The 21,497-nt window shown below is 70.6% G+C and carries 21 protein-coding genes; 11 read left to right on the plus strand and 10 right to left on the minus strand.

Annotation, left to right across the window (positions count from 1 at the left end):
* Nucleotides 1–81: 81 nt before the first annotated feature.
* A complete protein-coding gene (locus ACZOOI_RS23705; protein WP_465277704.1) occupies nucleotides 82–759 on the plus strand; it encodes a response regulator transcription factor in 678 nt (225 codons plus the stop codon).
* Nucleotides 760–884: 125 nt separating this feature from the next.
* Entirely contained in the window at nucleotides 885–2,246 is a 1,362-nt protein-coding gene (locus tag ACZOOI_RS23710; RefSeq protein ID WP_465277705.1) for a sensor histidine kinase, read from the plus strand.
* Nucleotides 2,247–2,871: 625 nt separating this feature from the next.
* On the opposite strand, the gene ACZOOI_RS23715 is transcribed toward ACZOOI_RS23710, so the two are convergent.
* From ACZOOI_RS23715 to ACZOOI_RS23725, 3 genes are all read right to left on the minus strand, one after another.
* Entirely contained in the window at nucleotides 2,872–3,270 is a 399-nt protein-coding gene (locus ACZOOI_RS23715; protein WP_465277706.1) for a hypothetical protein, read from the minus strand.
* Nucleotides 3,271–3,590: 320 nt separating this feature from the next.
* Complete coding sequence (locus ACZOOI_RS23720; RefSeq protein WP_465277707.1) at nucleotides 3,591–4,820, minus strand: styrene monooxygenase/indole monooxygenase family protein; 1,230 nt, start codon at nucleotides 4,818–4,820, stop codon at nucleotides 3,591–3,593.
* Nucleotides 4,821–5,081: 261 nt separating this feature from the next.
* Nucleotides 5,082–6,239, minus strand: a complete 1,158-nt coding sequence (locus tag ACZOOI_RS23725) for an Rv3169 family protein (protein ID WP_465277708.1) — start codon at nucleotides 6,237–6,239, stop codon at nucleotides 5,082–5,084.
* A 174-nt stretch (nucleotides 6,240–6,413) separates the two neighbouring features.
* Here ACZOOI_RS23725 and ACZOOI_RS23730 point away from each other — a divergent pair, with 174 nt between their 5' ends.
* Nucleotides 6,414–6,821 (plus strand): CoA transferase, encoded by a 408-nt coding sequence (locus ACZOOI_RS23730; protein ID WP_465277709.1) that lies wholly within the window; start codon nucleotides 6,414–6,416, stop codon nucleotides 6,819–6,821.
* Nucleotides 6,822–7,067: 246 nt separating this feature from the next.
* Here ACZOOI_RS23730 and ACZOOI_RS23735 read toward each other — a convergent pair whose 3' ends face one another.
* The gene (locus ACZOOI_RS23735; RefSeq protein WP_465277710.1) at nucleotides 7,068–7,481 is read right to left on the minus strand and encodes a glycoside hydrolase family 78 protein; all 414 of its coding nucleotides are present in this window, start codon (nucleotides 7,479–7,481) and stop codon (nucleotides 7,068–7,070) included.
* A 144-nt stretch (nucleotides 7,482–7,625) separates the two neighbouring features.
* Here ACZOOI_RS23735 and ACZOOI_RS23740 point away from each other — a divergent pair, with 144 nt between their 5' ends.
* Both ACZOOI_RS23740 and ACZOOI_RS23745 read left to right on the plus strand, forming a co-directional pair.
* A complete protein-coding gene (locus tag ACZOOI_RS23740; protein ID WP_465281267.1) occupies nucleotides 7,626–10,187 on the plus strand; it encodes a DEAD/DEAH box helicase in 2,562 nt (853 codons plus the stop codon).
* A 40-nt stretch (nucleotides 10,188–10,227) separates the two neighbouring features.
* Nucleotides 10,228–10,611, plus strand: a complete 384-nt coding sequence (locus ACZOOI_RS23745) for a hypothetical protein (protein WP_465277711.1) — start codon at nucleotides 10,228–10,230, stop codon at nucleotides 10,609–10,611.
* Nucleotides 10,612–10,645: 34 nt separating this feature from the next.
* Here ACZOOI_RS23745 and ACZOOI_RS23750 read toward each other — a convergent pair whose 3' ends face one another.
* The 4 genes from ACZOOI_RS23750 to ACZOOI_RS23765 all read right to left on the minus strand — a co-directional run bounded on the left by ACZOOI_RS23750 (nucleotide 10,646) and on the right by ACZOOI_RS23765 (nucleotide 13,778).
* Nucleotides 10,646–11,008 carry a hypothetical protein gene (locus ACZOOI_RS23750; protein ID WP_465277712.1) on the minus strand — a complete coding sequence of 121 codons (363 nt, stop codon included), beginning with the start codon at nucleotides 11,006–11,008 and terminating at the stop codon, nucleotides 10,646–10,648.
* On the minus strand, nucleotides 11,005–11,214 hold the full coding sequence (locus tag ACZOOI_RS23755) for a hypothetical protein (RefSeq protein WP_465277713.1): 210 nt from the start codon (nucleotides 11,212–11,214) through the stop codon (nucleotides 11,005–11,007). Before ACZOOI_RS23755 ends, ACZOOI_RS23750 begins: the two co-directional genes overlap by 4 nt.
* Before the next feature lie 135 nt (nucleotides 11,215–11,349).
* Nucleotides 11,350–12,669 (minus strand): ammonium transporter, encoded by a 1,320-nt coding sequence (locus tag ACZOOI_RS23760; protein WP_465277714.1) that lies wholly within the window; start codon nucleotides 12,667–12,669, stop codon nucleotides 11,350–11,352.
* Nucleotides 12,670–12,884: 215 nt separating this feature from the next.
* The gene (locus ACZOOI_RS23765; protein ID WP_465277715.1) at nucleotides 12,885–13,778 is read right to left on the minus strand and encodes an IclR family transcriptional regulator; all 894 of its coding nucleotides are present in this window, start codon (nucleotides 13,776–13,778) and stop codon (nucleotides 12,885–12,887) included.
* Between the two features lie 118 nt (nucleotides 13,779–13,896).
* Between ACZOOI_RS23765 and ACZOOI_RS23770 the strand changes: the two genes are divergently transcribed.
* From ACZOOI_RS23770 to ACZOOI_RS23780, 3 genes are all read left to right on the plus strand, one after another.
* Nucleotides 13,897–15,015 carry an LLM class flavin-dependent oxidoreductase gene (locus tag ACZOOI_RS23770; RefSeq protein WP_465277716.1) on the plus strand — a complete coding sequence of 373 codons (1,119 nt, stop codon included), beginning with the start codon at nucleotides 13,897–13,899 and terminating at the stop codon, nucleotides 15,013–15,015.
* A gap of 103 nt (nucleotides 15,016–15,118) precedes the next feature.
* Nucleotides 15,119–17,035 (plus strand): TerD family protein, encoded by a 1,917-nt coding sequence (locus ACZOOI_RS23775; protein ID WP_465277717.1) that lies wholly within the window; start codon nucleotides 15,119–15,121, stop codon nucleotides 17,033–17,035.
* A 102-nt stretch (nucleotides 17,036–17,137) separates the two neighbouring features.
* On the plus strand, nucleotides 17,138–17,572 hold the full coding sequence (locus tag ACZOOI_RS23780; protein WP_396007247.1) for an SRPBCC family protein: 435 nt from the start codon (nucleotides 17,138–17,140) through the stop codon (nucleotides 17,570–17,572).
* Between the two features lie 78 nt (nucleotides 17,573–17,650).
* On the opposite strand, the gene ACZOOI_RS23785 is transcribed toward ACZOOI_RS23780, so the two are convergent.
* Nucleotides 17,651–18,370, minus strand: a complete 720-nt coding sequence (locus tag ACZOOI_RS23785; RefSeq protein WP_391587086.1) for a M50 family metallopeptidase — start codon at nucleotides 18,368–18,370, stop codon at nucleotides 17,651–17,653.
* Nucleotides 18,371–18,645: 275 nt separating this feature from the next.
* Between ACZOOI_RS23785 and ACZOOI_RS23790 the strand changes: the two genes are divergently transcribed.
* Entirely contained in the window at nucleotides 18,646–19,446 is an 801-nt protein-coding gene (locus ACZOOI_RS23790) for an ATP-grasp domain-containing protein (protein ID WP_465277718.1), read from the plus strand.
* A 51-nt stretch (nucleotides 19,447–19,497) separates the two neighbouring features.
* Here ACZOOI_RS23790 and ACZOOI_RS23795 read toward each other — a convergent pair whose 3' ends face one another.
* Entirely contained in the window at nucleotides 19,498–19,989 is a 492-nt protein-coding gene (locus tag ACZOOI_RS23795) for a hypothetical protein (RefSeq protein WP_465277719.1), read from the minus strand.
* A 347-nt stretch (nucleotides 19,990–20,336) separates the two neighbouring features.
* Between ACZOOI_RS23795 and ACZOOI_RS23800 the strand changes: the two genes are divergently transcribed.
* Nucleotides 20,337–21,236, plus strand: a complete 900-nt coding sequence (locus ACZOOI_RS23800; RefSeq protein ID WP_465277720.1) for a helix-turn-helix domain-containing protein — start codon at nucleotides 20,337–20,339, stop codon at nucleotides 21,234–21,236.
* Between the two features lie 14 nt (nucleotides 21,237–21,250).
* Nucleotides 21,251–21,472 carry a DUF397 domain-containing protein gene (locus tag ACZOOI_RS23805; RefSeq protein WP_465277721.1) on the plus strand — a complete coding sequence of 74 codons (222 nt, stop codon included), beginning with the start codon at nucleotides 21,251–21,253 and terminating at the stop codon, nucleotides 21,470–21,472.
* The last annotated feature ends 25 nt before the right edge of the window (nucleotides 21,473–21,497 follow it).

Below are 21,497 nucleotides of genomic sequence, written 5' to 3' on the forward strand. Positions count from 1 at the left end.
CTGTCCTCCAGCCTTCGTTCCAGCCCCGGTGTTCGCCTCCCGGGCCGGCCGGATCGGAGACTACGGGTACGGTTCCGAACCATGGCACAGGTGCTCGTGGTCGAGGACGACCAATTCGTACGTTCGGCGCTGATCCGCTATCTCACGTCGTCCTCACACGCCGTTCGCAGCGTCGGAACGGCTCTCGAAGCGTTGCGCGAAGTCGCCCAATACCCCTTCGATGTGGTCATCCTGGACCTCGGTCTGCCGGATCTGGACGGTTCCGAGGCATTGAAGATGTTGCGTGGCATATCCGATGTCCCGGTGATCATCGCGACCGCACGGGACGACGAGGCCGAGGTGGTCCGGCTGCTCAACGCGGGTGCCGACGACTACGTGACGAAGCCGTTCTCCGGCGAACACCTGGGCGCGCGCCTGTCGGCCGTGCTGCGCCGCGCGAGGGGGCGGACCACGCCGGACGTGTTCACGGTCGGTGGGTTGCTGATCGACACCAGGCGCCGTGAGGCACACCTGGACGGGCAAGAGCTGGAGCTGACCCGGCGCGAGTTCGACCTGTTGGCGTTCCTGGCCGCGCGGGCCGGGACGGTGGTGCCGCGGCGGGAGATTCTTGCCGAGGTGTGGGGCCAGTCGTACGGTGACGACCAGACCATCGACGTGCACCTGTCCTGGCTGCGTCGCAAGCTCGGCGAGAAGGCGCGGGAGCCGAGGTATCTGCATACCGTGCGGGGTGTCGGGGTGAGACTGGAGCCGCCGGCGTGAGGCCGACGTCGGGCTCGGGCGCGGGGGTCGGGTCGGGCGGGGACGGGTCGGCGGGTTCGCGTACGGGCGGCCGGGCGCAGGCTTCGGGGGGCCGGGAGGGCAAGCCGCCCCGGGCGCCGAAGGGGGTGCGGGGAACGCTGGTGCGGGTCTCGCTGGCGGTCACCACGATGGTCGCGCTGGCGTTCTTGATCCCGCTGGTCCTGGTGATCCGGGAGATCGCCGCGGACCGTACGTTCACCGACGCCGAGCGGCAGGCCGCCGCGTTGCAGCCGGCGCTGGTGATCACCACCGACCGGGCGGCGCTGGAACCGGCGATCGCGAGCGTGCCGGCCGGTTCCGGCGGCCGGATCGCGATCCACCTGCCGGACGGTTCGGTGCTGGGTCGTCCGCGGGCCGGCGAGCGCAGTGTGGCCACCGCGCGTGAGTCGGCGCGTTCGTTCCGGGTCCGGGCGGGCGGCGGATGGGCGCTGTTGCAACCGCTGCTGTTGGACCAGGGGCGGATCACCGTGATCGAGGTGTACGTCCCGGACGGCGATCTGGAGAACGGCGTCAACACCGCCTGGATGGTGCTCACCGGCGTGGCGGTGGTGCTGGTGGGCGGCTCCGTGGTGGTCGCCGACCGGCTCGGTGCGCAGGTGGTGCGCTCGGCGCGGGGTCTGGCCTCGGCGGCCCGTTCGCTGGGTACGGGCGACCTGGCGGCCAGGATCGCGCCGCAGGGCCCCTCCGAACTCCAGGAAGCCGCCACCTCGTTCAACACGATGGCGGATCGGGTGGAGCAACTGCTGGCCAACGAGCGGGAGATGGCCGCCGACCTGTCGCATCGGCTGCGCACCCCGCTGACCGCGCTGCGGTTGAACGCGGCGGCGCTGGGCGAGGACCCGGTGGCGGAACAGACCCGGAACGCGGTGGCGCAGTTGGAGCGCGAGGTCGACGAACTGATCCGAACGGCACGGCGATCGAGCGCGAGCATCGAGGCGGTGGGTTGCGACGCGGCCGAAGTGGTGCGCGAGCGGATGGACTTCTGGTCGGCGCTGGCCGAGGACGAGGACCGACCGTGGCAACTGGTGGGCGCGGACCAGCCGGTGCGGGTTCCGGTGCCCCGGGGCGACCTGGCGGCCGGGCTCGACGCGATGCTGGGCAACGTGTTCCGGCATACGGAGGAGGGCGTGCCGTTCTCGGTCACCCTGCACTCGGGTCGGGACGCGGTGATCCTGCTCGTGGCCGACGGCGGCCCGGGGATCGCCGACCCGGAGAGCGCGCTGCGGCGCGGGCACGGGCAGGGCGGCGACGGCTCCACGGGACTGGGGCTGGACATCGTCCGGCGCCTTGCCGAGGCCACGGGCGGGGAGGTCGGGTTGGGTCGGTCGGTGCTGGGGGGCGCGGAGATCAGCGTGCGACTGGGCGGCGGGCGCACGGAGGCGGTCGTCCGGCGCAGTCGGCGGGCGGGGAAGGGCGGGCGGGGTCGGCGACGGATGGGGGTCGGGTGAGTGGGCGGGGGGTTGGTTCGGGAGTGGCACGGGGGCGGGGCCGGGGGTGGTTCGGCGACGGTTCGGGGTCGCTCGGTCGGTGGTCGGCGGCCGGTTCGGAGTCGGCCTGCCGACTGGTTCGTTGTTCGGTTCGGGTCCCGATTTGCGGGCGGTCCGACCTCGGTTCGATCGCGGGGGAGAGTGCTCGGATGCGGGGATCTTCTCACTGTGAGTCACCGTGCATGTGCCGCCCGGTATCACGACCCCGATCGACCCTTAAGTGCGCCTTAAACCCTTGCCTCGGGACGAATCCGGTCGGGTCGACAGGTGTTCTTCGGCCACGGTTTTCACTAGCCTTCAGAACGACGGTCCATTCGGAACCAACGGGACTCCCCCCTTTCCGAGTGGCCCAGGCGCAGCCCAATCCCCCCCAGGGTCTGTAGCCGTTCGGGGATCTCGCATCCCCGGCCGCTCGTGTCCCCACCCCCACCCGGGGCACGACGGCATCCCGACCCGAGAGCGAAAACTCTCGGGTCGGGCTTTTTTGTGCCGGGCGACTTCGTCGCCGGACTCGCGGGGGCTGCCGCAGTCGTGGATGACGACCCGGAACGCGGGTTCGGATGCTTCCCGAGGGTCGGGTCGGGCGTCAGGCGTTGTGTCGGGGGCGTTGGATGCGAACCTCGTGGGCGGTGGACAGGGCCGGGTGGTAGGGGAGTTCGAGGTGGCGGACCGTGGTGACGGTCACCGTTGCGTCGTTGCTCCACAGCACGGGGATGCCGAAGTCGACCGTGCCGTCGCGGCGGGTGAGGCCGAAGTGTTTCAGGGTGTGGCCGTCGGAGCGGACCTCGGCGGTGACCCAGGCGCCGGCGACCGGGTTGCCGCTCGTGCTGGTGATCTCGGCGGTCGCGGTGGCCCACCACGGGCCCTGGCCGTCGGGGCGGCCGAGTTCGCTCGCCTTGCCGGTGACGGACGTCACGGCCAGGCCCGGCCCGGGGTGCGCCGGGGTGGGCATCGGGAGCGATCGGGCTTCGCGGTCAGGGTGCATGGGACGGCTCTCCAGGGCTTCGGCGATCCGTAGAGCCTGTCCGGAGCCGGCGTGCACGACTCGACGGCAGGGTTTTCGGTGGGTGAACGGAGCCCCAACATCGGTTCGGACCCGTTACCGATTCTTGATCGTCGGGTGGATGAGCGGGGCCGCCGCACGCGGCCGGCGGCCTGCTGGGGGCCGGGCGAGCCGGTGGGGCGGGCACGCCGCGGAGCGGCCGGTGACACCTCGGCCGACGCGGCGCGCGAGGGGTCACCGGCCGTACCGTCGCCCGGTCGCCGCTCGGCGTGTGGTCGACGGGTCGGCGCGGAGAGGCCGGCCTACAGCGCGCCCACCTTCGTCAGGAACGCCATCGTCTTCTCCGGGTCGTACATGAACTCCTCGAACTCCACCGGGTTGTCGAAGGCGCTCATCACCGCGTCGCATACGGCCGGGCAGGTGTTGCCCGCGCCCATCAACATCTGCACGTGCTCCGGGGGCACGCCCAGGAGCAAGGTGGAGAACTTGACGCCGTGTCGGGCGCGGGACCAGAACGCGTCGAACACCGATTGCATCCAGGCGGCGTCGAACGGGCGATCGCCACGCGCGACGATCTCGTTCAGATACAGGTCTGCGGCCCGCGCGGCGTTGTTGGAACCCTGGCCGCTGATCGGGTCGTTGGTGACCAGGACGTCGCCGATGCCCAAAGCGATCCCACCCGAGGGGAGTTCGGCGATCGGCTTGCGCACGATGGGGGAGAAGCCGCCGCTGAGCACGCACATCGGGTCGGTGAGTTCGGCGCGGCTGATCCGGTCGTGATCCCACGGCGCGAACTGCCGGACCAGGTCCCGCATCACCGCCCAGTGGGTGTCCGGGTCGCGCACGTCGCGGAACACGTCGAGCGGGCCGCCGGGCACGGCTTCGAGCAGGATGATGTCGCACGGGCCGGTCAGCGTCAGGCCCGGGAACATGATGATCTCGCCGATTCCGGGTATCGCGTTGACGTGCAGCGCGTCGTAGCCGACCTCGGGGCGCGGTGTCGCGCCGTGGAAGTACGCGACGGCCAACTGCCGCTGTGGGGTGGTGAATTGGGACCGGTCGTGATCCCGGTCGAACATCGACACCAGTTCGCCCTTGCCGGCGGCGACCACGACCAGGTCGTAGTTGCGGGTGTACCAGTCGATGTCGGAGACCGCGACCGGGTGCACCACCAGGTTGCCGCCGCGGGCCACGAACAGGTCCATCCACGCTGGCATCTTCATCCGCTGGTCGACCGACTGCGCGCCACCCAGGTCGCCCAGCCAGTTCACCACCGGCGTGCCGTCCGGGCCGGGGATGGTGAACCCGGCCCGGGGAATCGGCGGTACCCGACCGGACCACAGGTCCAGGCCGTGCGGCTGCTCCAGCGCGATCGTCGACGGCATCATGATCTGCGTCGAGGTCACCCGCCCGGCGCGGATCTCGTCGGGCGTCCGCTCGGTCATCACGGTCACGTCGTAGCCGTGGGCCAGCAACCCCAGGCCGAGTTGGAGCCCGGATTGGCCGGCACCGACGATGAGGATCCTGCGCATGGCTGACGTCCCTTCCCCTGATCAAGGTCGACAGCATCGTATGGCTCGCGCTGCGTGTTCAGCGGTGTACCGACCGAGAAAGAAGCCGCGGCCCACCGCGGCGTGTTCGACACCGGGCACCCACGCCACCGCGCCACCCGACAACCGTGCGCCCGCAGCACCGTGCACCCAACCACCGCGCACCCGCTCCACCGTGCACCCGCTCCACCGTGCGCCCGAGGCGGCGCACCCGACAACCACGCGAGGGCCGCCGCCCACGCCCTACATGAACGAGGACTCCGCGGTGAGCCCCAGTGCCGGGTCCGCGCCCGTCACGATCGGCTGGCAGTTCCCCCAGCCGACCCCGCCGCCGACCGGGTCGGTCACTCGGACCACCGTGTCCCGGATCTGGTGCAGCCGGCGGGCCTGTTCGGGGGTCGAGCAGTCCGCGATCCGCTCACCCTCCACGTGCAGGTCGCCCCGCCACTCGCCGTGGTGTCGGCCGTCCAGACCGAAGTACAGTCCCGCGCCGAGGTGGAAGCCGGTCGCCGAGACCACCTCCACCTCCAGCGGCCGGGCCGAACCGTCCGCCATCGTGGCGTGCAACTTCCCTCCGCGCAGCCGCCGGTTGACCGGGTCGTAGCTCAAGTCCGGTACCAGGTCCGCCCATTCGTCCACCCGGCCGTCTGGGTGCTCGACCCCGCCCATCACCCGCTTCTGCGCGAAGCCGGGCCCACTGGTGATCTGGTAGTGCAGGAACAGCGCGTATCGGCTGCCGTCCCGACGCTCCATCAGGATGGGCGCCCAGATCATCCGGAACGACATCGACGCGGGCATCCCGGCCGGCTCCAGGTCGGCCGCAGGCGCACCCACGTCGTAGCGGGTGCCCCACGAGTGGTCCCGCGTGGACACCCACGTGTCGGGGGTGATCTCGGTGCGCTCGCCGTCCACTTCGACCCAGCCCGACGCCACCCCGGTCTGGTGATAACGCACCAGGTCGGCGGTGGTGCGATAGGCGCGCCGGTTGTGCGTGCGGTCCTCGCAGACCGCCGGGACGACCGCCTCGAAGGTCCAGTCGAAGGCGATCGGCTGGGCCTCGTTCGCCTCCAGCACGAAGCGCACCACCCGGAGCGGCTCGACCACCTCGTAGCGGATCGGCCCCACCGTCGTGGTGTGCGGTGCGGGCGACAACCGGCGCGAGGCGCGCACGGTGAGCTGCTCGACCCCGCGCGAGACGCCCGCGTAGCCGTCCATCACGTTGCGGTTCGTGTACTTGCCCAGCCCGAAGCCCAGTTGCAGACTGCCGTCCCGGGCCGCGGCCATCGCACAGACCTTCTCGGTCCACGACGGGTCGGTGGTGGCCACCGTCGCGAACGTCTCGGCGACCTGGTGATGAAAGCCTTCGTCGGCCGCGGTGAGCGGCCCGATCGGGTTGGTCACGAATCCTCCGTCGATCGGCGTCGAGCCCCGAGTACCGGGACGCTGCCGGATTCTCCGCCGACCCTCGCCAACAGACCAGAGCCTTGACCTGTGACAGAGAACCTGTTTTCGTCATCCGGGCAGCCGAGCCGTCGGATGCCGTCGCGCGAGCGACACCGGAGGGGGAGCGGCAGCATGGAACGTGTTCCGATCGACGGACCCCTTGCCGGCCTGCGCATCGTGGACCTGTCCACGGCCGCGACCGGTCCGTACGCGGTGACCCTGCTCGCCGATCAGGGCGCCGACGTGATCAAGGTCGAGCGACCCGGGATCGGCGACATCTCCCGCTGGATCGGCACGGCGACCGGGGGCATCAGCGCGCTCTACCAGATGTGCAACCGCGGCAAGCGCTGCGAGGACGACGTGCACCCGACCGCGGGGCGGCTGCGGCAGCCGCGGCACCCGACGTTGTTCGGCGGGACGCCCGGGCGGCTGGGCGCGCCGGCTCCCACGCTCGGAGCCGACACGGATGCGATCCTCGCCGACCTGGGCCTCGACCCGGAGCAGGTGGCGGAGCTGCGAGCGGCCAAGGTCGTCTGCTAGGCCCTGCGGGCGGCTGCCGGGGCCCTGGGCCGCTGACGCCGGATGGGCTGGATGGGGTCGGCAGAGTTCGTTGGCTGCGGTGGTCGGGTGGCTTGCGGCTCGCGTGTCCTCAAGCGCCGGACGGGCTGGATTTGGTGTGCCCGGGTTTGCGGGCTGCGGTTGTTTCAAGCGCCGGGCGGGCTGGGTTTGGGGTGCCTGGGCTTGTCGGCTGCGGTTGTTCTCGAATGCCGGGCGGTCCGGATTGTTTCAGGGGCGCATGACCGTCCACTGCTCTCTGGCGCTCCAGCCCGAGTCGTGGCCTTGGGCGTCCTGGACTCGGACGCTCCAGTAGTAGGTCATGCCCTGCTCGACGCGGAGGCCGGAGGGGCGGAGGCCGATGTGTTCGGTGGAGTGCACCACGCCGCTGTCCCAGGTGTTGGGGTCCACGCCGCCGTCGGTCACCGTGTCGACCGCGTGCGGGTCGGTCGAGACGACCAGGCGGTAGGTGCGCTGCGGGTGGATCCGGCCGCCCAGACGGACCGTCCAGCTGATTCCTTCGGGATCCGCTTCCGGGTTGTGCGGCGGCGCGACCGCGGTCAACGTGGTCGGCCGCGAGGTGCTTGCCGCGCACCCGAGGAGGCTCCCGGTCGACGCCAGGCCCAGGAGAACCACGAGACCCATCCGACCCGCTCGTCGTACCGGCCTCACGCGCACCCCTGTCCCCGACGGCAACGGTCCCGGTGACCCTACGGATGTGACACGCGTCACCGGAAGTGCTCCGGCTGCGGTGTGCTGCGGTGTACGGGACGCGCGCGTACCGGCGGAATCCGGGTTGCGTCCGGGGGCGGGCTCGCGAGCAGGCAGGATAGACGGGTGACTCTCATCGATCTGCTCCCCGCCGAGGCCGACCCCGACGCCCTGTACGAAGCCTTCGCGTCGTACGCGGAGGAGCGCGGTCTCACCCTGTATCCCGCGCAGGACGAGGCGCTGATCGAGTTGGTCTCGGGCAACAACGTCATCCTCAACACGCCGACCGGCTCGGGGAAGAGCCTGGTCGCCGCCGGCGGGCACTTCGCCGCGATGGCGCGCAAGGAGCGCAGCTTCTACACCGCGCCGATCAAGGCGCTGGTCTCGGAGAAGTTCTTCGACCTGGTCGCCCAGTTCGGCACCGAGAACGTCGGGATGATGACCGGCGACGCGTCGGTCAACGCGACCGCGCCGATCATCTGCTGTACCGCCGAGGTGCTGGCCAACATCGCGCTGCGCGACGGCGCGGACGCGGACGTCGGTTTCGTGGTGATGGACGAGTTCCACTACTACGGCGACCCGGACCGGGGCTGGGCCTGGCAGATCCCGCTGATCGAGCTGCCGAAGGCGCAGTTCCTGCTGATGTCCGCGACGCTCGGCGACATGGACCACTTCCAGCGCGACCTGAAGCGGCGCACCGGCCGGTCCACCGCGATCGTCAAGTCGGCCACGCGTCCGGTCCCGCTGTACTTCACCTACCGGGTCACTCCGCTGCACGAGACCATCGAGGAACTGCTGACCACGCGTGAGGCGCCGATCTACATCGTGCACTTCACCCAGGCGTCGGCGGTCGAGCGGGCCCAGTCGCTGATGAGCATCAACATGTGCACGCGCGAGGAGAAGGATCAGATCTCGTCGGTGATCGGCGGGTTCCGGTTCACCACCAAGTTCGGCCGGCAGCTCTCGCGCTGGGTGCGGCACGGGATCGGCGTGCACCACGCGGGCATGTTGCCCAAGTACCGCCGGCTGGTGGAGCGGCTGGCCCAGGCCGGGCTGCTCAAGGTGATCTGCGGTACCGACACGCTCGGCGTCGGGGTCAACGTGCCGATCCGCACCGTGCTGTTCACCGCGCTGTCCAAGTACGACGGCCAGCGGGTGCGCCGGCTGCGGGCGCGCGAGTTCCACCAGATCGCCGGGCGGGCCGGGCGGGCCGGCTTCGACACCGTGGGCAACGTGGTCGCGCAGGCCCCCGAGTACGAGATCGAGAACATCAAGGCGTTGGCCAAGGCCGGCGACGACCCGAAGAAGCGCCGCAAGGTGGTCCGCAAGAAGGCGCCGGAGGGCTTCGTCGGCTGGAACGACGAGACCTACACCAAGCTCCAGGAGGCCGAGCCGGAGCCGCTGGCGTCCCGCTTCCGGGTCACCCACGCGATGCTGCTCGCGGTGATCAACCGGCCCGGCAACGCGTTCGAGGCGATGCGGCACCTGCTCACCGACAACGACGAGCCGCGCGCGCAGCAACTGCGGCACATTCGGCAGGCGATCGCGATCTATCGCTCGCTGCTGGACGGCGGCGTGGTGGAGAAGCTCGCCGAGCCGGACGAGGAGGGCCGGATCGTCCGGCTCACCGTGGACCTGCAGGCCGACTTCGCGCTCAACCAGCCGCTGTCCACGTTCGCCCTGGCCGCGTTCGATCTGCTCGACCCGGAGGCGCCGACCTACGCGTTGGATGTGCTCTCGGTGGTCGAGGCCACGCTCGACGACCCGCGCCAGATCCTCGCCGCGCAGTTGAACAAGGCCAAGGGCGAGGCGGTCGGGCAGATGAAGGCGGACGGGATCGAGTACGAGGAGCGGATGGAGCGGCTCGCCGACATCCAATACCCGCGCCCGCTCGAAGAGTTGCTCGAACACGCCTACACGATCTACATGCGCAGCCACCCGTGGGTCGGTGACCACCCGCTTTCGCCCAAGTCGATCGTGCGGGACATGTACGAGCGGGCGATGACCTTCGGCGACTACGTCGGCTGGTACGAACTCGCGCGCACCGAGGGCATCGTGCTGCGTTACCTGGCGAGCGCGTACAAGGCGCTCAACCAGACCGTGCCGGACGACGCGAAGAACGAGGATCTGCACGATCTGATCGCGTGGCTGGGCGAGTTGGTCCGCCAGGTCGACTCCAGCCTGCTCGACGAGTGGGAGAAGCTGGCCAACCCGGACGCGACGCAGGAGGAACTCGACGACATCGAGGGCCGCACCACGCCGGTCACCGCGAACGAGCGGGCGTTCCGGGTGCTGGTGCGCAACGCGCTGTTTCGTCGGGTGGAACTCGCGGCGCTGCGACGCTACTTCCAGCTCGGCGAGCTGTCCGAGCAGGAGGGCGACGGCAACTGGGACGCGGAGCGCTGGCAGGACGCGCTGGAGGAGTACTGGGACGAGCACGACTCGATCGGCACCGGCCCCGACGCGCGCGGCCCCAAGCTCATGCAGATCACCAAGGAGGACTCCGCATGGCGGGTCCGTCAGGTGTTCGACGACCCGGCCCAGGACCACGACTGGGGCATCACCGCCGAGGTCGATTTGACCGAGTCGGACGAGACCGGACGCGCGGTCCTGCGGGTGGTCGCGGTCGACCGGATGTGACCTTCCGCCCGGGACGCGGCGGGTCGGGCAGACTGGGCCGATGACGAAGAAGCGCTCCACGGTCGACGCCCACGGTTCGATCCTGTCCTGCCGCTCGCACAACTCGGTGTTGTCGATCGCGTCGGAGGGCTCGGTGCTCTCGATCGGCTCGGTGGGCTCGGTGTTGTCGATCGGCTCGGTCGGCTCCGCGCTGTCGTTCGGGTCGATCGGCTCGGCCCTGTCGGCCGCGTCGATCGGCTCCTACCTGAGCGCGGCATCGGCGTTCTCGGCCCAGTCGGTGTGGTCCGCCTTCTCGATCCAGTCCAGCGGCGGCATCCTCGACCACCGCAACACCCGACAGCTCGCCCGCCGCGCAGCCCTCCCGGCGAGCGCCGCGCTCACCTGCGTGCTCGCCGCCGCGATCCTGACGCGCAAGTCGAACTGACGCGCCGGGCCCCGGACGGGTCGTCGGACCACGCTCAGACGACTTGGCCGATGCGTTGGCCCGTGACGCCCAGTAGCCGCCCCGTATCCTTCTTGGTCACGTGGGCATCGGACAGTTTTGCGGCAGCCATGCGCAGGGCTTTCCGGCTGCGCTCCTGGGCCGCAGCGGCTTCTCGCGCGGCGCGGTGGTAGGTGTCCACGGCGGCCTGGAGTTCGTTCGGAAGGTCGTACGTGATCGTCAAGTCCGCGTCGACATCCAAGCCGAGGGCGTGCAGCCCGTCACGCACCATGGCCTCGACCTGGTCCAGGCTCTTGACCTGGCTGAACAGTCCTGCCTCGGGGACCAACAGAGCCCACCAGTCACCCGACCGCCGCACGGTCACGGTGTATGTGGTCACTTCCACCAATCCTTCCCGAACTTGTCCTCGAAGAACTTGAGGATGCTCCGCGCCGTCAGCTCGTTGATCTCGCTTTGGCGGGGAAAGGCGACCTTCTTGCCGTCGACGGACAACCAGTCGTGGTTGCCGCCGTGGCCAGTCTCGTAGGACAAGCCTGCCCCGGCGGCCGCCTCCCGGATCTTCTTGAGGAGGTCGCGCTGTTTCATAGAATACTCGAACCGGCTTTCAGTGCCTCTGAAAATGACCTTTCACAGCGGCATCGTGGCACGTCGTCCTGGATCATCCCGGGGGCAGGGGTGATCTCCACCCGCACGGGTGATGTGTCGGCGGAGGGGGTGGGCTCAGCCCAGGTCCAGGTCGTCGGAGGGTTTGGGGGCGGGGCGGAAGGTGGGGCCGGGGGTGCGTTTGGTGCCGGCGAAGGCGGTGAGGTCGTAGGCGGTTTCCGCGTGTACCGCCAGGTCCAGGCCCAGCTGTTCGTGGTCGGAGTGGGCGCGGAAGCCGATGGTGCGGTCGATCACCTTCGCGATCGTGTACGTGACGCCGAAGGAGAACGCGGACACCACCACGATCGCCACGAGCTGCTTGCCGAGCAGTGCGAGGCCGCCGCCGTGCAGCAGACCCTCCGGCCCGCCGGTGACGTCCCCGGCGGCGAACAGGCCGATCAGCAGCGTGCCGACCACCCCGCCGACATAGTGCACGCCGACCACGTCGAGCGAGTCGTCGTAGCCGAAGCGGTGCTTCCAGCCCACCGCGAAGCTGCACAGCACGCCCGCGACCAGGCCGATCACCAGTGCGCCGGGCAGGTCCACCACGCCGCAGGCCGGGGTGATCGCGACCAGGCCCGCGACCGCGCCGGAGGCCGCGCCGAGCGTGGTGGCGTGCCCGTCCCGGCGCTTCTCCACCGCGAGCCAGCCGATCAGCGCGGTACACCCGGCCGCCTGGGTGTTCACCAGCGCCTGTGCGGCCAGGCCGTTCGCCCCCAGGGCCGAGCCGCCGTTGAAGCCGAACCAGCCGAACCACAGCAGGCCCGCGCCGAGCACCACGAGCGGCAGGTTGTGCGGCCGCATCGGGTCGCGCTTGAAGCCGATCCGCGGGCCGAGCACCAGGGCCACCGCCATGCCCGCCGCGCCGCAGTTGATCTCGACCACCAGGCCGCCCGCGAAGTCGAGCGCGCCGAGCCGGTGCGCGATCCAGCCGTCCGGCCCCCACACCCAGTGCGCCAGAGGTACGTACACGCAGACGACCCACACCGCGCAGAAGAGCACCCACGCCTTGAACCGGGTGCGGTCCGCGATCGCCCCGGAGATCAGCGCCACGGTCAGGATCGCGAAGGTCAACTGGAACGCCATGAACAGTAGCTCGGGCACCGTGCCATGCAGGTCGGTGGGCTTGGTGCCGGCCATGAACACGGAGCCGAGATCGCCGAGCAGCCCGCCGCCCACGTCGCCGCCGAAGGCCAGGCTGTAGCCGAAGGCGATCCAGACCACGGTCACCACCGCGATCGCCACGAAGCTCATCATCAGCATGTTGAGCACGCTCTTGGCCCGGACCATGCCGCCGTAGAAGATCGCCAGGGCGGGGGTCATCAGCAGCACGAGCGCGGTGGCCACGAGCAGCCACGCGGTGTCTCCGGCGTTCAGGGCGTCGGTCGCGACGGTCATGCGGCTCCCTCGTGGGCCTGATGGGGTTTCAGGTCAGGGTGGGCAGCCCGGGTTTCCTGGCGTATACCTCGGTGTTACGCGCGGGTTAAGGAACCCGCCCCGTGTTACGTGCGGATTGCCCGACGATAAGCGAGTGCTCACGCGGTGAGCGCCCCGACACGCTCACGAAACACACGTCCGGGGGCCACCCGTGTCGCGGCGCCGCGCCCCCCGGGCTACTCCGGTGCTCGTCCGCCCGAGCGTCGGGTCACCAGGCGGGCGACCGAGGCCAACCGCTCGCCGTGGGTCGTCACCCGGCGGCCGGTCACGCCCTTGAGCCCGTTGAGGGTGAGGGCGACGGCGACCCGACCGGCGGCGTCGAAGACCGGGGCGACCAGGGTCGAGATGTCGTAGACGGTGTCCGGGTCCACCGCGATCAGCTCGTACTCCTCCTCCCCGAGCGCGGCGGCCAACTCGGCCAATCGGTCGCGCAACAGCGTCGCCTCGCGCGGGTGTTCGGCCATGCGCTCCAGCGTGTCGCCGATCCGGGTGCGGGTCGGACTGTCCAGGGTGATCGAGTACCCGCGTTCGCGGACCGCCGCCAGCGTCGGCGGCAGGTGGATCCGGGCCGTGCCGCGCACCCGCTCGTCCAGCCGGTCCAGCCACGCGTCCACCTCCGCCGGCGGGGACCACGCGTGGAAGACCTGGCCGAGCGGCGGCACCATGCGCAACCGCTGACCCACCCGGACGTCGGCGGAGGCCAACTGCGGCCGGCCCTCCACGGCCAGGATGACGATCTCGTCGCCCACCGCGACGCTGGCGATCAGCTCGGTGTCGAACTCGTCGGCCAACTCGCGCAGGTGGGCCCGGGCCAGGTCCACCGCCGGGTTGCCGCGCAGCGCCGCGTCGCCGAGCGCGACCAGGGCCGGACCCAGCTCGTAGGTCTTGCGGCGCGGATGCCGCACCAGGTAGCCGGCGTCCTCCAGGGCCTGGAGCACCGACAGCGCGGACGCGAGGTTGATGCCGAGCGCGGTGTGCAGCTCGGAGAGCGTGTATGCGCCGCCCGGGTGCGCGGCGAAGAAGTTCAGGATCTCGACCGCACGACCGGCGGCGAGGGCGGGACGAACCATGTCGGCGACTCTCCGACCCTGCGGGCACCTTGTGGCCGGTACCTCGGCGGGTCACACTCGGGACCACGAATACGGGATTCGAAAACATTTTTCAATATACCGAAAATGGAGTGGCTCGATGAAGCTCGACGTGCTCTACGAAGTGGACGTGCCGCGCCCGTGGCACGGCGAACACCCGCACGGCCAGCGGCGCGAGGAGCAGCGCGCGTATCGCGAGGCGGTCGAGCAGATCCGGCTGGCCGACCGGATGGGCTTCCACACCGTCTGGGCGGTGGAGCACCACTTCCGCGAGGGCCGCTCGCACATGCCCGCCTCCGAGGTCTTCCTGGGTCACCTGGCCGGGATCACCGAGCGCATCCGGATGGGCTTCGGCGTCACGCTGACCCCGTTCGGCTTCACCCCGCCGCAGCGGATCGCGGAGAAGGTCGCGACGGTGGACATCCTGTCCGGCGGCCGGGTCGAGTGGGGGACCGGCCGATCCACCCCGATGGAGCAGACCGCGTTCGGCGTGGACATCGCGCGGTCGCGGGACGACTGGCGCGAGGCGATCGAGATCGTCACCGGCATGTGGCGCGAGGAGTACTTCGAGTACGAGTCGGAGCGCTTCTCCTTCCCGCGCCGGATGGTCACCCCCAAGCCGTTCCAGGACCCGCACCCGCCGTGCTGGATGGCCGCCACTTCGCAGGGCTCGGCGGAGATCGCCGGCCGCAACGGGCTGGGCATGTTGTCCTTCTCGATCATGCAGCCGCTGGAGACCATGGCGGCCCAGGTCGCCGCCTACCGCGCCGCGGCGGCGGCCCCGACACCGCTCACCGACGTGACCACGAACAAGGTCGCGGCCTACACCTTGGTGCACACGACCGGGCGCAAGCAGATCGACCGGCGGGTCTGGGACTCCGTTGCGTGGTGGTACAAGAACCTCGCGATGTTCACCCTCGAATGGGAACTGCCGCACCTGTCCCCCGAGGAGCAGGACAAGACCTTCCCGCTGCTGAAGCCGATGTTCGAGGGCAACGTCCCGGTGGAGACCTTCGACGCGGCGGACATGATCGTGATCGGCGACGTGGAGACCTGTATCCGCAAGATGAAGCGCTACGCGGACCTGGGCGTGGACGAACTGATCTGCTACGTCCAGTGGGGCTTCCTGGAACACCGGGACATCCTGCGGACGATCGAGATCCTCGGCAAGGAGGTCATCCCGGAACTGGAGAAGTACCAGCCCACCCCGCAGTCGTAGGCCGGTTCCGGCGGCACCTCGGGACGAGGCGGGCAAACCGGATCCATCCCCGGATTGCGGGCCTCGTCCGCCGGCCTCCACCCGCGCGTTGTACGGTCCGTGAGTGACAGTCACACCGCTTGCCCACTGGCCCGCCGACTACCCGAGCGACTACGCCGTGGTGGACGTGGAGACCACCGGGCTCCGCAGTTCGGATCGGATCGTCTCGGTCGCCGTGGAGTTGCTCGATCGGGCCGGTACGGTGACCGACCGGTGGTCGACGCTGGTGGATCCGCAGCGCGATCCCGGGCCCGTGCACATCCACGGGCTGACCCCGGAACGGCTCGCGGGCGCACCCACGTTCGACCGGATCGCGGACGACCTGGCCGAGTACCTGGACGGGCGGGTGCTGGTCGCGCACAACGCGCCGTTCGACTGGGGGATGCTGACCTCGGAGTACCGCCGCCTGGACGCGCCGTGGCCGATGCAGCGGCGGTTGTGCACGATGGCGCTGGCGCGGCACCTGGAACTGCCGATCGGCGACTACAGGCTGGCCACCCTCGCGGCGCACTATCGGGTCCGCCAACTGCGCGCGCACGACGCGGTGGACGACGCCCGGGTGCTCGGCGAGATCTTCCGCCACAGCCTGCACGAGGCGGCCGGAGCCGGTCTGCCGCTGCCGCTGACCGTGCCCGACACCGGGTCCGGGCTGCGTCGCGGGGCCGCCGCGCGCAAGCGCTTCCCGGAGCGGGCCGCCGCGGCGAAGGCGCCCTGCCCGTGGACGAATCCGGGCCGGCTCGACCTCGCGGTCGGCCTGCTCCAGGGCATGCGGGTGGCCTTCACCGGCGGCGCGGGCCACGCGCGCGCGGAGTTGGAGCGGCAGGCGGCCGAGGCCGGTCTGTACGTGGCGACTTCGGTCAGCGGCAAGACCTCGGTCCTGGTGACCGACGACCCGGGCAGCGGCAGCGGCAAGAACCGTGCGGCCGCCCGACTGGGCACGCCGGTGATCGACGAGGCCACCTACACGCGGCTGTTGGCCCGGGTGCGGCCGGGCACGCCGGTCGACGCATCGGCGACGGTCGTGCAGTTGCCGGCGCCGCGCACCGAGCCGGCGCCGGACTCCCGGGACGGCGAGGCCCCGTCGGCGCCGGCGGCCGCGTCGGTCGAGGCCGTCGTCCCGCCGAACACACCCGCGCCCGCCGCCGACCCGGCCCCGCCGTCCGCCCGCCCGACGGTGCGTCAGGTCCTGGTTCTCCAGGGTCGGGACGAGCACGGCGAGGGCGGCCGGGTGCGCCAACTCGTGCTCGAATCGGGTGCCCGGCTGCGGATCAACCTGACCTCGACGGTGGACACCGTGGTGGTGTTGCCCGGCGCGGCGGCCGACCCCCGGATCGCCCGAGCCCAGGCGTTCGGCGCGGTCTGCCTGACCGAGGCACAGTGGCATGCCGCACTGGCCGAGGCGCCGGCGCCGGAGCGGGCCGGCGCGGATTCGGGCACCGAGGCGGGCACGAGCGCGGGCAACCTTCCGCGCGGTGGCACGGTGCAACTGCCCGGCGGCGCCGAGCCCGGTCGGTGGACGCTGAACGCCTCCTGGGCCTGGGAGCGCCCCGACGAGGACATCGACATCGTGGCGTTCCTGCTGGACGAGCACGAACGGGTCCGTGGCGATTCCGATTTCGTGTTCTGGAACCAGCCGGTCGCTCCACTGGACGTGGTCGCCCTGGACGCATCCGGCCCCGCCGAACAGACCGTCACGCTCGAACTGGATGCGCTGCCACGTGATGTACGTCGCGTCGCGATCGCGGCCTCGGTCGACGGGACGAGCACGTTCGCGGCGGTCGGGCCGATCGAGATCGACGTGGCACCGTTCCAGGGCACCTCGTTCGTCCGCTCGGTGCTGGACGCCGCCACGGTCGAACGGGTGTTGCTGCTCGGCACGTTCTACCGCCACGGCGCCGGTTGGAAGTTCCGTACCGAGGGCCAGGGCTACGAGTTCGACCTGGCCGGGCTGGCCGGTTCGTTCGGCGTGGAGATCGCCTGAGACCCGGTACGGACCGGCGGGTAACCCGGGTGCGATTCGGTGCCCGGGCGGCGGAGTGGTTTGCTTGACCCGGCCGACAGCAATCGAGGGCAAGGAGTGGTCATGGCGCAGGTCAGGGCAACCGCACACACGACTGTGGCGGCGGAACCGGAGGCGGTTTTCGCGGCCGTCGCGGATTACGCGGTCGTGCGGCCCAAGCTGCTCACCGAGCACTTCTCGGAGTACGACGTGCGCGAGGGCGGCAAGGGTGCCGGCACGGTGGCGCACTGGCGGTTGCAGGCCACCAGCAAGCGTTCGCGCGACTGCCTGGTGACGGTCACCGAGCCGGCCGCCCTGACGCTGGTGGAGACCGACGCCAACTCGTCGATGGTCACCACCTGGACCGTGTCCGCGGCCGGTGCGGGCAGCCGGGTCGAGATCGTCACGGTGTGGAACGGAGCCGGGGGCATCGGGGGCTTCTTCGAGAAGACCTTCGCGCCGGCCGGGCTCAAGCGGATCTACGACGGCGTGCTCGCGAAGCTGCCCGACGCGCTCTGAGCAGACCTCGACCGCACGAAGCACGACGCCGGCCGTCCCCACCACCGGGTGGAGCCGGCCGGCGTCGGGCCGATCGGGTCAGGTGAGCAGCGACCCCGCGCCGATGCCCAGGGCCGCGGCCGAGACCAGCCCGAAGAAGCCGACCCACACCGCGCCGGGGATCCGGGTCAGGTCGGCGAGCTGATCCGCGTCCGACCACGGCGCCCGGCCGCGACTGCGCATCTGCTGGAGTTCGAACACCGGCCGCACCCCGGACACCAACAGGAACCACACCAGCAGGTAGGCGAACGCCGCCTGGATCCGCGCACTGGCCAACCAGGAGATCGCGAAGATCACCCCGCCGGTCACCAGCAGCACCAGCGCGCCGAACCAGTTGCGTATCGCGATGAACATCAGCCCGAGCAGCACCAGCGCCACCCACAACACCATCGTTATGTGCGCGCCCGCCAGCAGCGCCGCGCCGCCCGCACCCAGGATGGACGGCGTGATGTAACCGGCCATCGCGGTGAGCACCATGCCCGGGCCGGTCGGCCTGCCCACGGACACGGTCACGCCCGAGGTGTCCGAGTGCAGCCGGATGCCGGACAATCGGCGCCCGCTGAGCAGCGCGACCATCGCGTGGCCGCCCTCGTGCGCGATCGTCACCACCGACCGCAACGGCCGCCAGGTCGGGCGATACAGCACCACCACGACCGCGACCGCCCCGGTCACGAGCGCGAGCCAACTCGGCGGATCCGGTTGGGTCCCGACCACCCGGTCCCACAGATCCTGCAACGACACCGTGTCGACGCTGCTCACGCCGCCCCTCTCGTCCTACATCCGTCCCCGACCCGAAACGCTACCGCCCACGCCACCCCACCCACCGCCCCCGGACCTCCCCGTAACGCGACTGTCGCCGACTCGATTCACCCGGCCGAGGTCCCGACCCCGCCTCGGCGAAGCGCGGCAGGACGCGCCGGCGACCGACCACCTCCACGATCGTGTCCCACACACCGTCCCCCCGACCGAGCCCTGGCCCGATTCCTGTCCGAAACCCGGTCGCCCCACTGCGCGACACGCCCTAACGTGCCACCGTGATCCAGACCCTGGCCCTGTCCCGGCAACCCACCACAACCGCCGACCTGTTGGCCCGCGCCGCCACGGCCCGCGGGATGTCGGTCGCGGTGCTCGCCGGCCCGCGTCCCGACCTGGCCGGATCCGCGGCCTACTACGGCGGACCACGATTCGCCGACACGGTCGCCGACTCGCTGGACGTGGCCCTGCTGGAGCCGGCCGACGACTGGCTGATCACGCTGCCCCAGCGCTGGACGCGGCGCGAGATCGTCGCGACGACCATGGCCGAGGCACGCCGGCTGCGCACGCCGGCGTTCGTCAAGCCGCCGAGCGACAAGTCCTTCGAGGCGGCTGTGTACGCCGACGGCACCCGGTTGCCGCGGGCCGTGCCCGGAGGAACGCCGGTCCTGGTCAGTGAGATCCGGACATTCGTCGCCGAGTACCGGCTGTTCGTGCTCGACGGTGCCGTGCACACCGGTTCGCGCTACGCGACCTTCGGTCGGCTCGACCCGCTGCCGCTCGCCGAGGACGCCAGGTCCGGCGAACTCCTGTCCTTCGCCGCCGAGTTGCTCGACCGACCGGATGCCGACCTGCCCGGCGCGGTGGTCGTGGACATCGGTCTGGCCGGTACGGCCGACACCGCCGAGGAGCACTGGGTCGTGGTGGAGGCCAACATGGCGTGGTTCAGCGACATCTACGCCGCCGATCCCGCCCGGTGTCTCGATACCGTCCTGGCCGCTGCCGGTCCCGGAGCCGACCTGGCCGCTGCGGACCGGCGCTTCGTTCGTCCCGGAACCCGCGCGTGGTCCGGGGCCGGATGAGCGCATGCGGCAGCGGTGGGTCCGGATGCGCCCGTGACCCCCGGGAGGTGGTCAGGCGGCGGGGCCGGGGTGGGTGGATTCGGCGTGCAGGTAGGCGGCGGCCAACGTGGTGACGCAGGTCAGGTTGGTGCCCAGGCCCGGGCGGACGATCCAGGTCATCGACGAGTCGGGAGGGGGGTGCGGGCCGGGCAGGGTGAGGCAGCCGCCGTGCCCGACGTAGTGGTACCGCGTGCCGTCGGACGGGCCGACCGCGGCGAGCCACACCTCGGCGCTGCCGGGGCCGACCAGGTAGGCCCACTTGCCCGCGTGCTCCTCGGCGATCACCGCGCCGGTGGGTTCGGCCGCGGCGGTGAGCAGGTCGAGTACGGCGGCACCCAGTTCGGCCCGCATCACGACGGCGTCGAACAGCCGGCCCGTGTCCGCCGCGCGGCGTGCTCCGGGGTTGGTCAGCCAGGTGTACCGCGTGTCGCGCGGATCGCGGGTGGCGGCGCTGATCCATGCGATGCCTTCCCGGTTCACGCCGGCGTCTTGCTCCTGCAGCATGTTCCCTCGCCTCCCAACGGTCGGGAAAAGGCGCGACCGGTCGCTCGCGAGCGCCCCGGCAGGTGGTCGAGGGGTCGCTGTAAGTAGCGTCCTCGGTGGGCGTAATAAGTGCAAGTCAAACAACTCACTCGACTTGCAACGTGTCGGATATGAGTACCATGACGGCGGCTCGCGGGGTCGAATCCCCGAAGACTCGAAAAAGCGGAAGCTCGAAAAGGTTCGAAGCAGGCCCAAGAAAAGCTCGAACGCAGTTCCGGAGAAGTTCGGCGCAGTTCGAACGCGACTCGAAAGAAAGCTCGAACGACCTGGAGAACCGCGGCGCGAGCGGTGCGGGATCGGGAGGAAACATGGGCGCCGAGCAATATCCGACGGTGCGCAGGCGCGTTCTGGGCGCCAACCTGCGTCGGCTGCGCGAGGACGCCTCGCTGCTGCTCGAGGATGCCGCCGACGCCCTCTCCTGCCATCCCGCGAAGGTGAGCCGGATCGAGTCCGGCCGCAGCGGGATCCGGGCGCTCGACCTGAAGGCGCTGCTCGACCTGTACGAGGTGCACGACCCGGCCGCGCGCGAGGGCTGGCTGGCCCTCGCCCGCGAGGGTCGCCGGCAGCGCTGGTGGCGCGATCTGGCCGACCGACTGCCGCAGGACTTCCTGGACTTGATCGGACTGGAGGCCGAGGTGGCGTCCTGTCTGGGATTCCAGCCCAGCATCGTCCCGGGGTTGTTCCAGACCGAGGAGTACGCCACGGCGGTGATCCGCGGCGGCACGGTGGGACCGGTCGACGAACAGTGCCGTACCCGGGTCCGGGTGCGCCTGGATCGACAGCGCGTGCTCACCCGCGAGGAACCCGCGCCGCTGGAGGTGTTGATGGTGATCGGCGAGGCCGCGCTGCGCCAGGAAATAGGCGGCCCACGGGTGCTGCGTGAGCAACTCGTGCGCTTGATCGAAATTGCACAACTATCGAACGTGACCGTGCAAGTACTACCCTTTTCGGCAGGCGCCTATCCGGGCGGCCCCACGCCGTTCTCGATCTACGGATTCCCTCCCCCGTCGGGGATGGAAGTGGTCTCGCTGGAGAACATCACCAGCCACGCGTACCTGGAAAGAGCCCAGGACACCGCTCACTACGGCAAGGTCTTCGCCGACTTGCGGGGCATCGCACTCAGTCCCGTCGAGTCCGAGGCCTTCATCGCGGCCAGTGCCCAGCAACTCGCAGACCGAGTCACTCGACCGGAGCGACTCGCCGACTGAGTAGGAAGAACGCCATGCCCCAGAACACCTTGCCCGCGAACTCCTCGCCCCGGAACAGCTCGTCCCGTTGGGTCAAGAGCTCCTACAGCATGCAGAACGGCGACTGCACCGAGATCCGTCCGCACCCGGACGGCACCGTCGACGTCCGGGACAGCAAGGACCCGGCCGTGGGCCGGTTGACCATCGCCCGTACCCCCTGGACCACGTTCGTCGGCACCCTGCGCACGAACGCCTGACCGACCACCGCCGATCGACCGCTCC

Source organism: Embleya sp. L77, assembly GCF_055557415.1.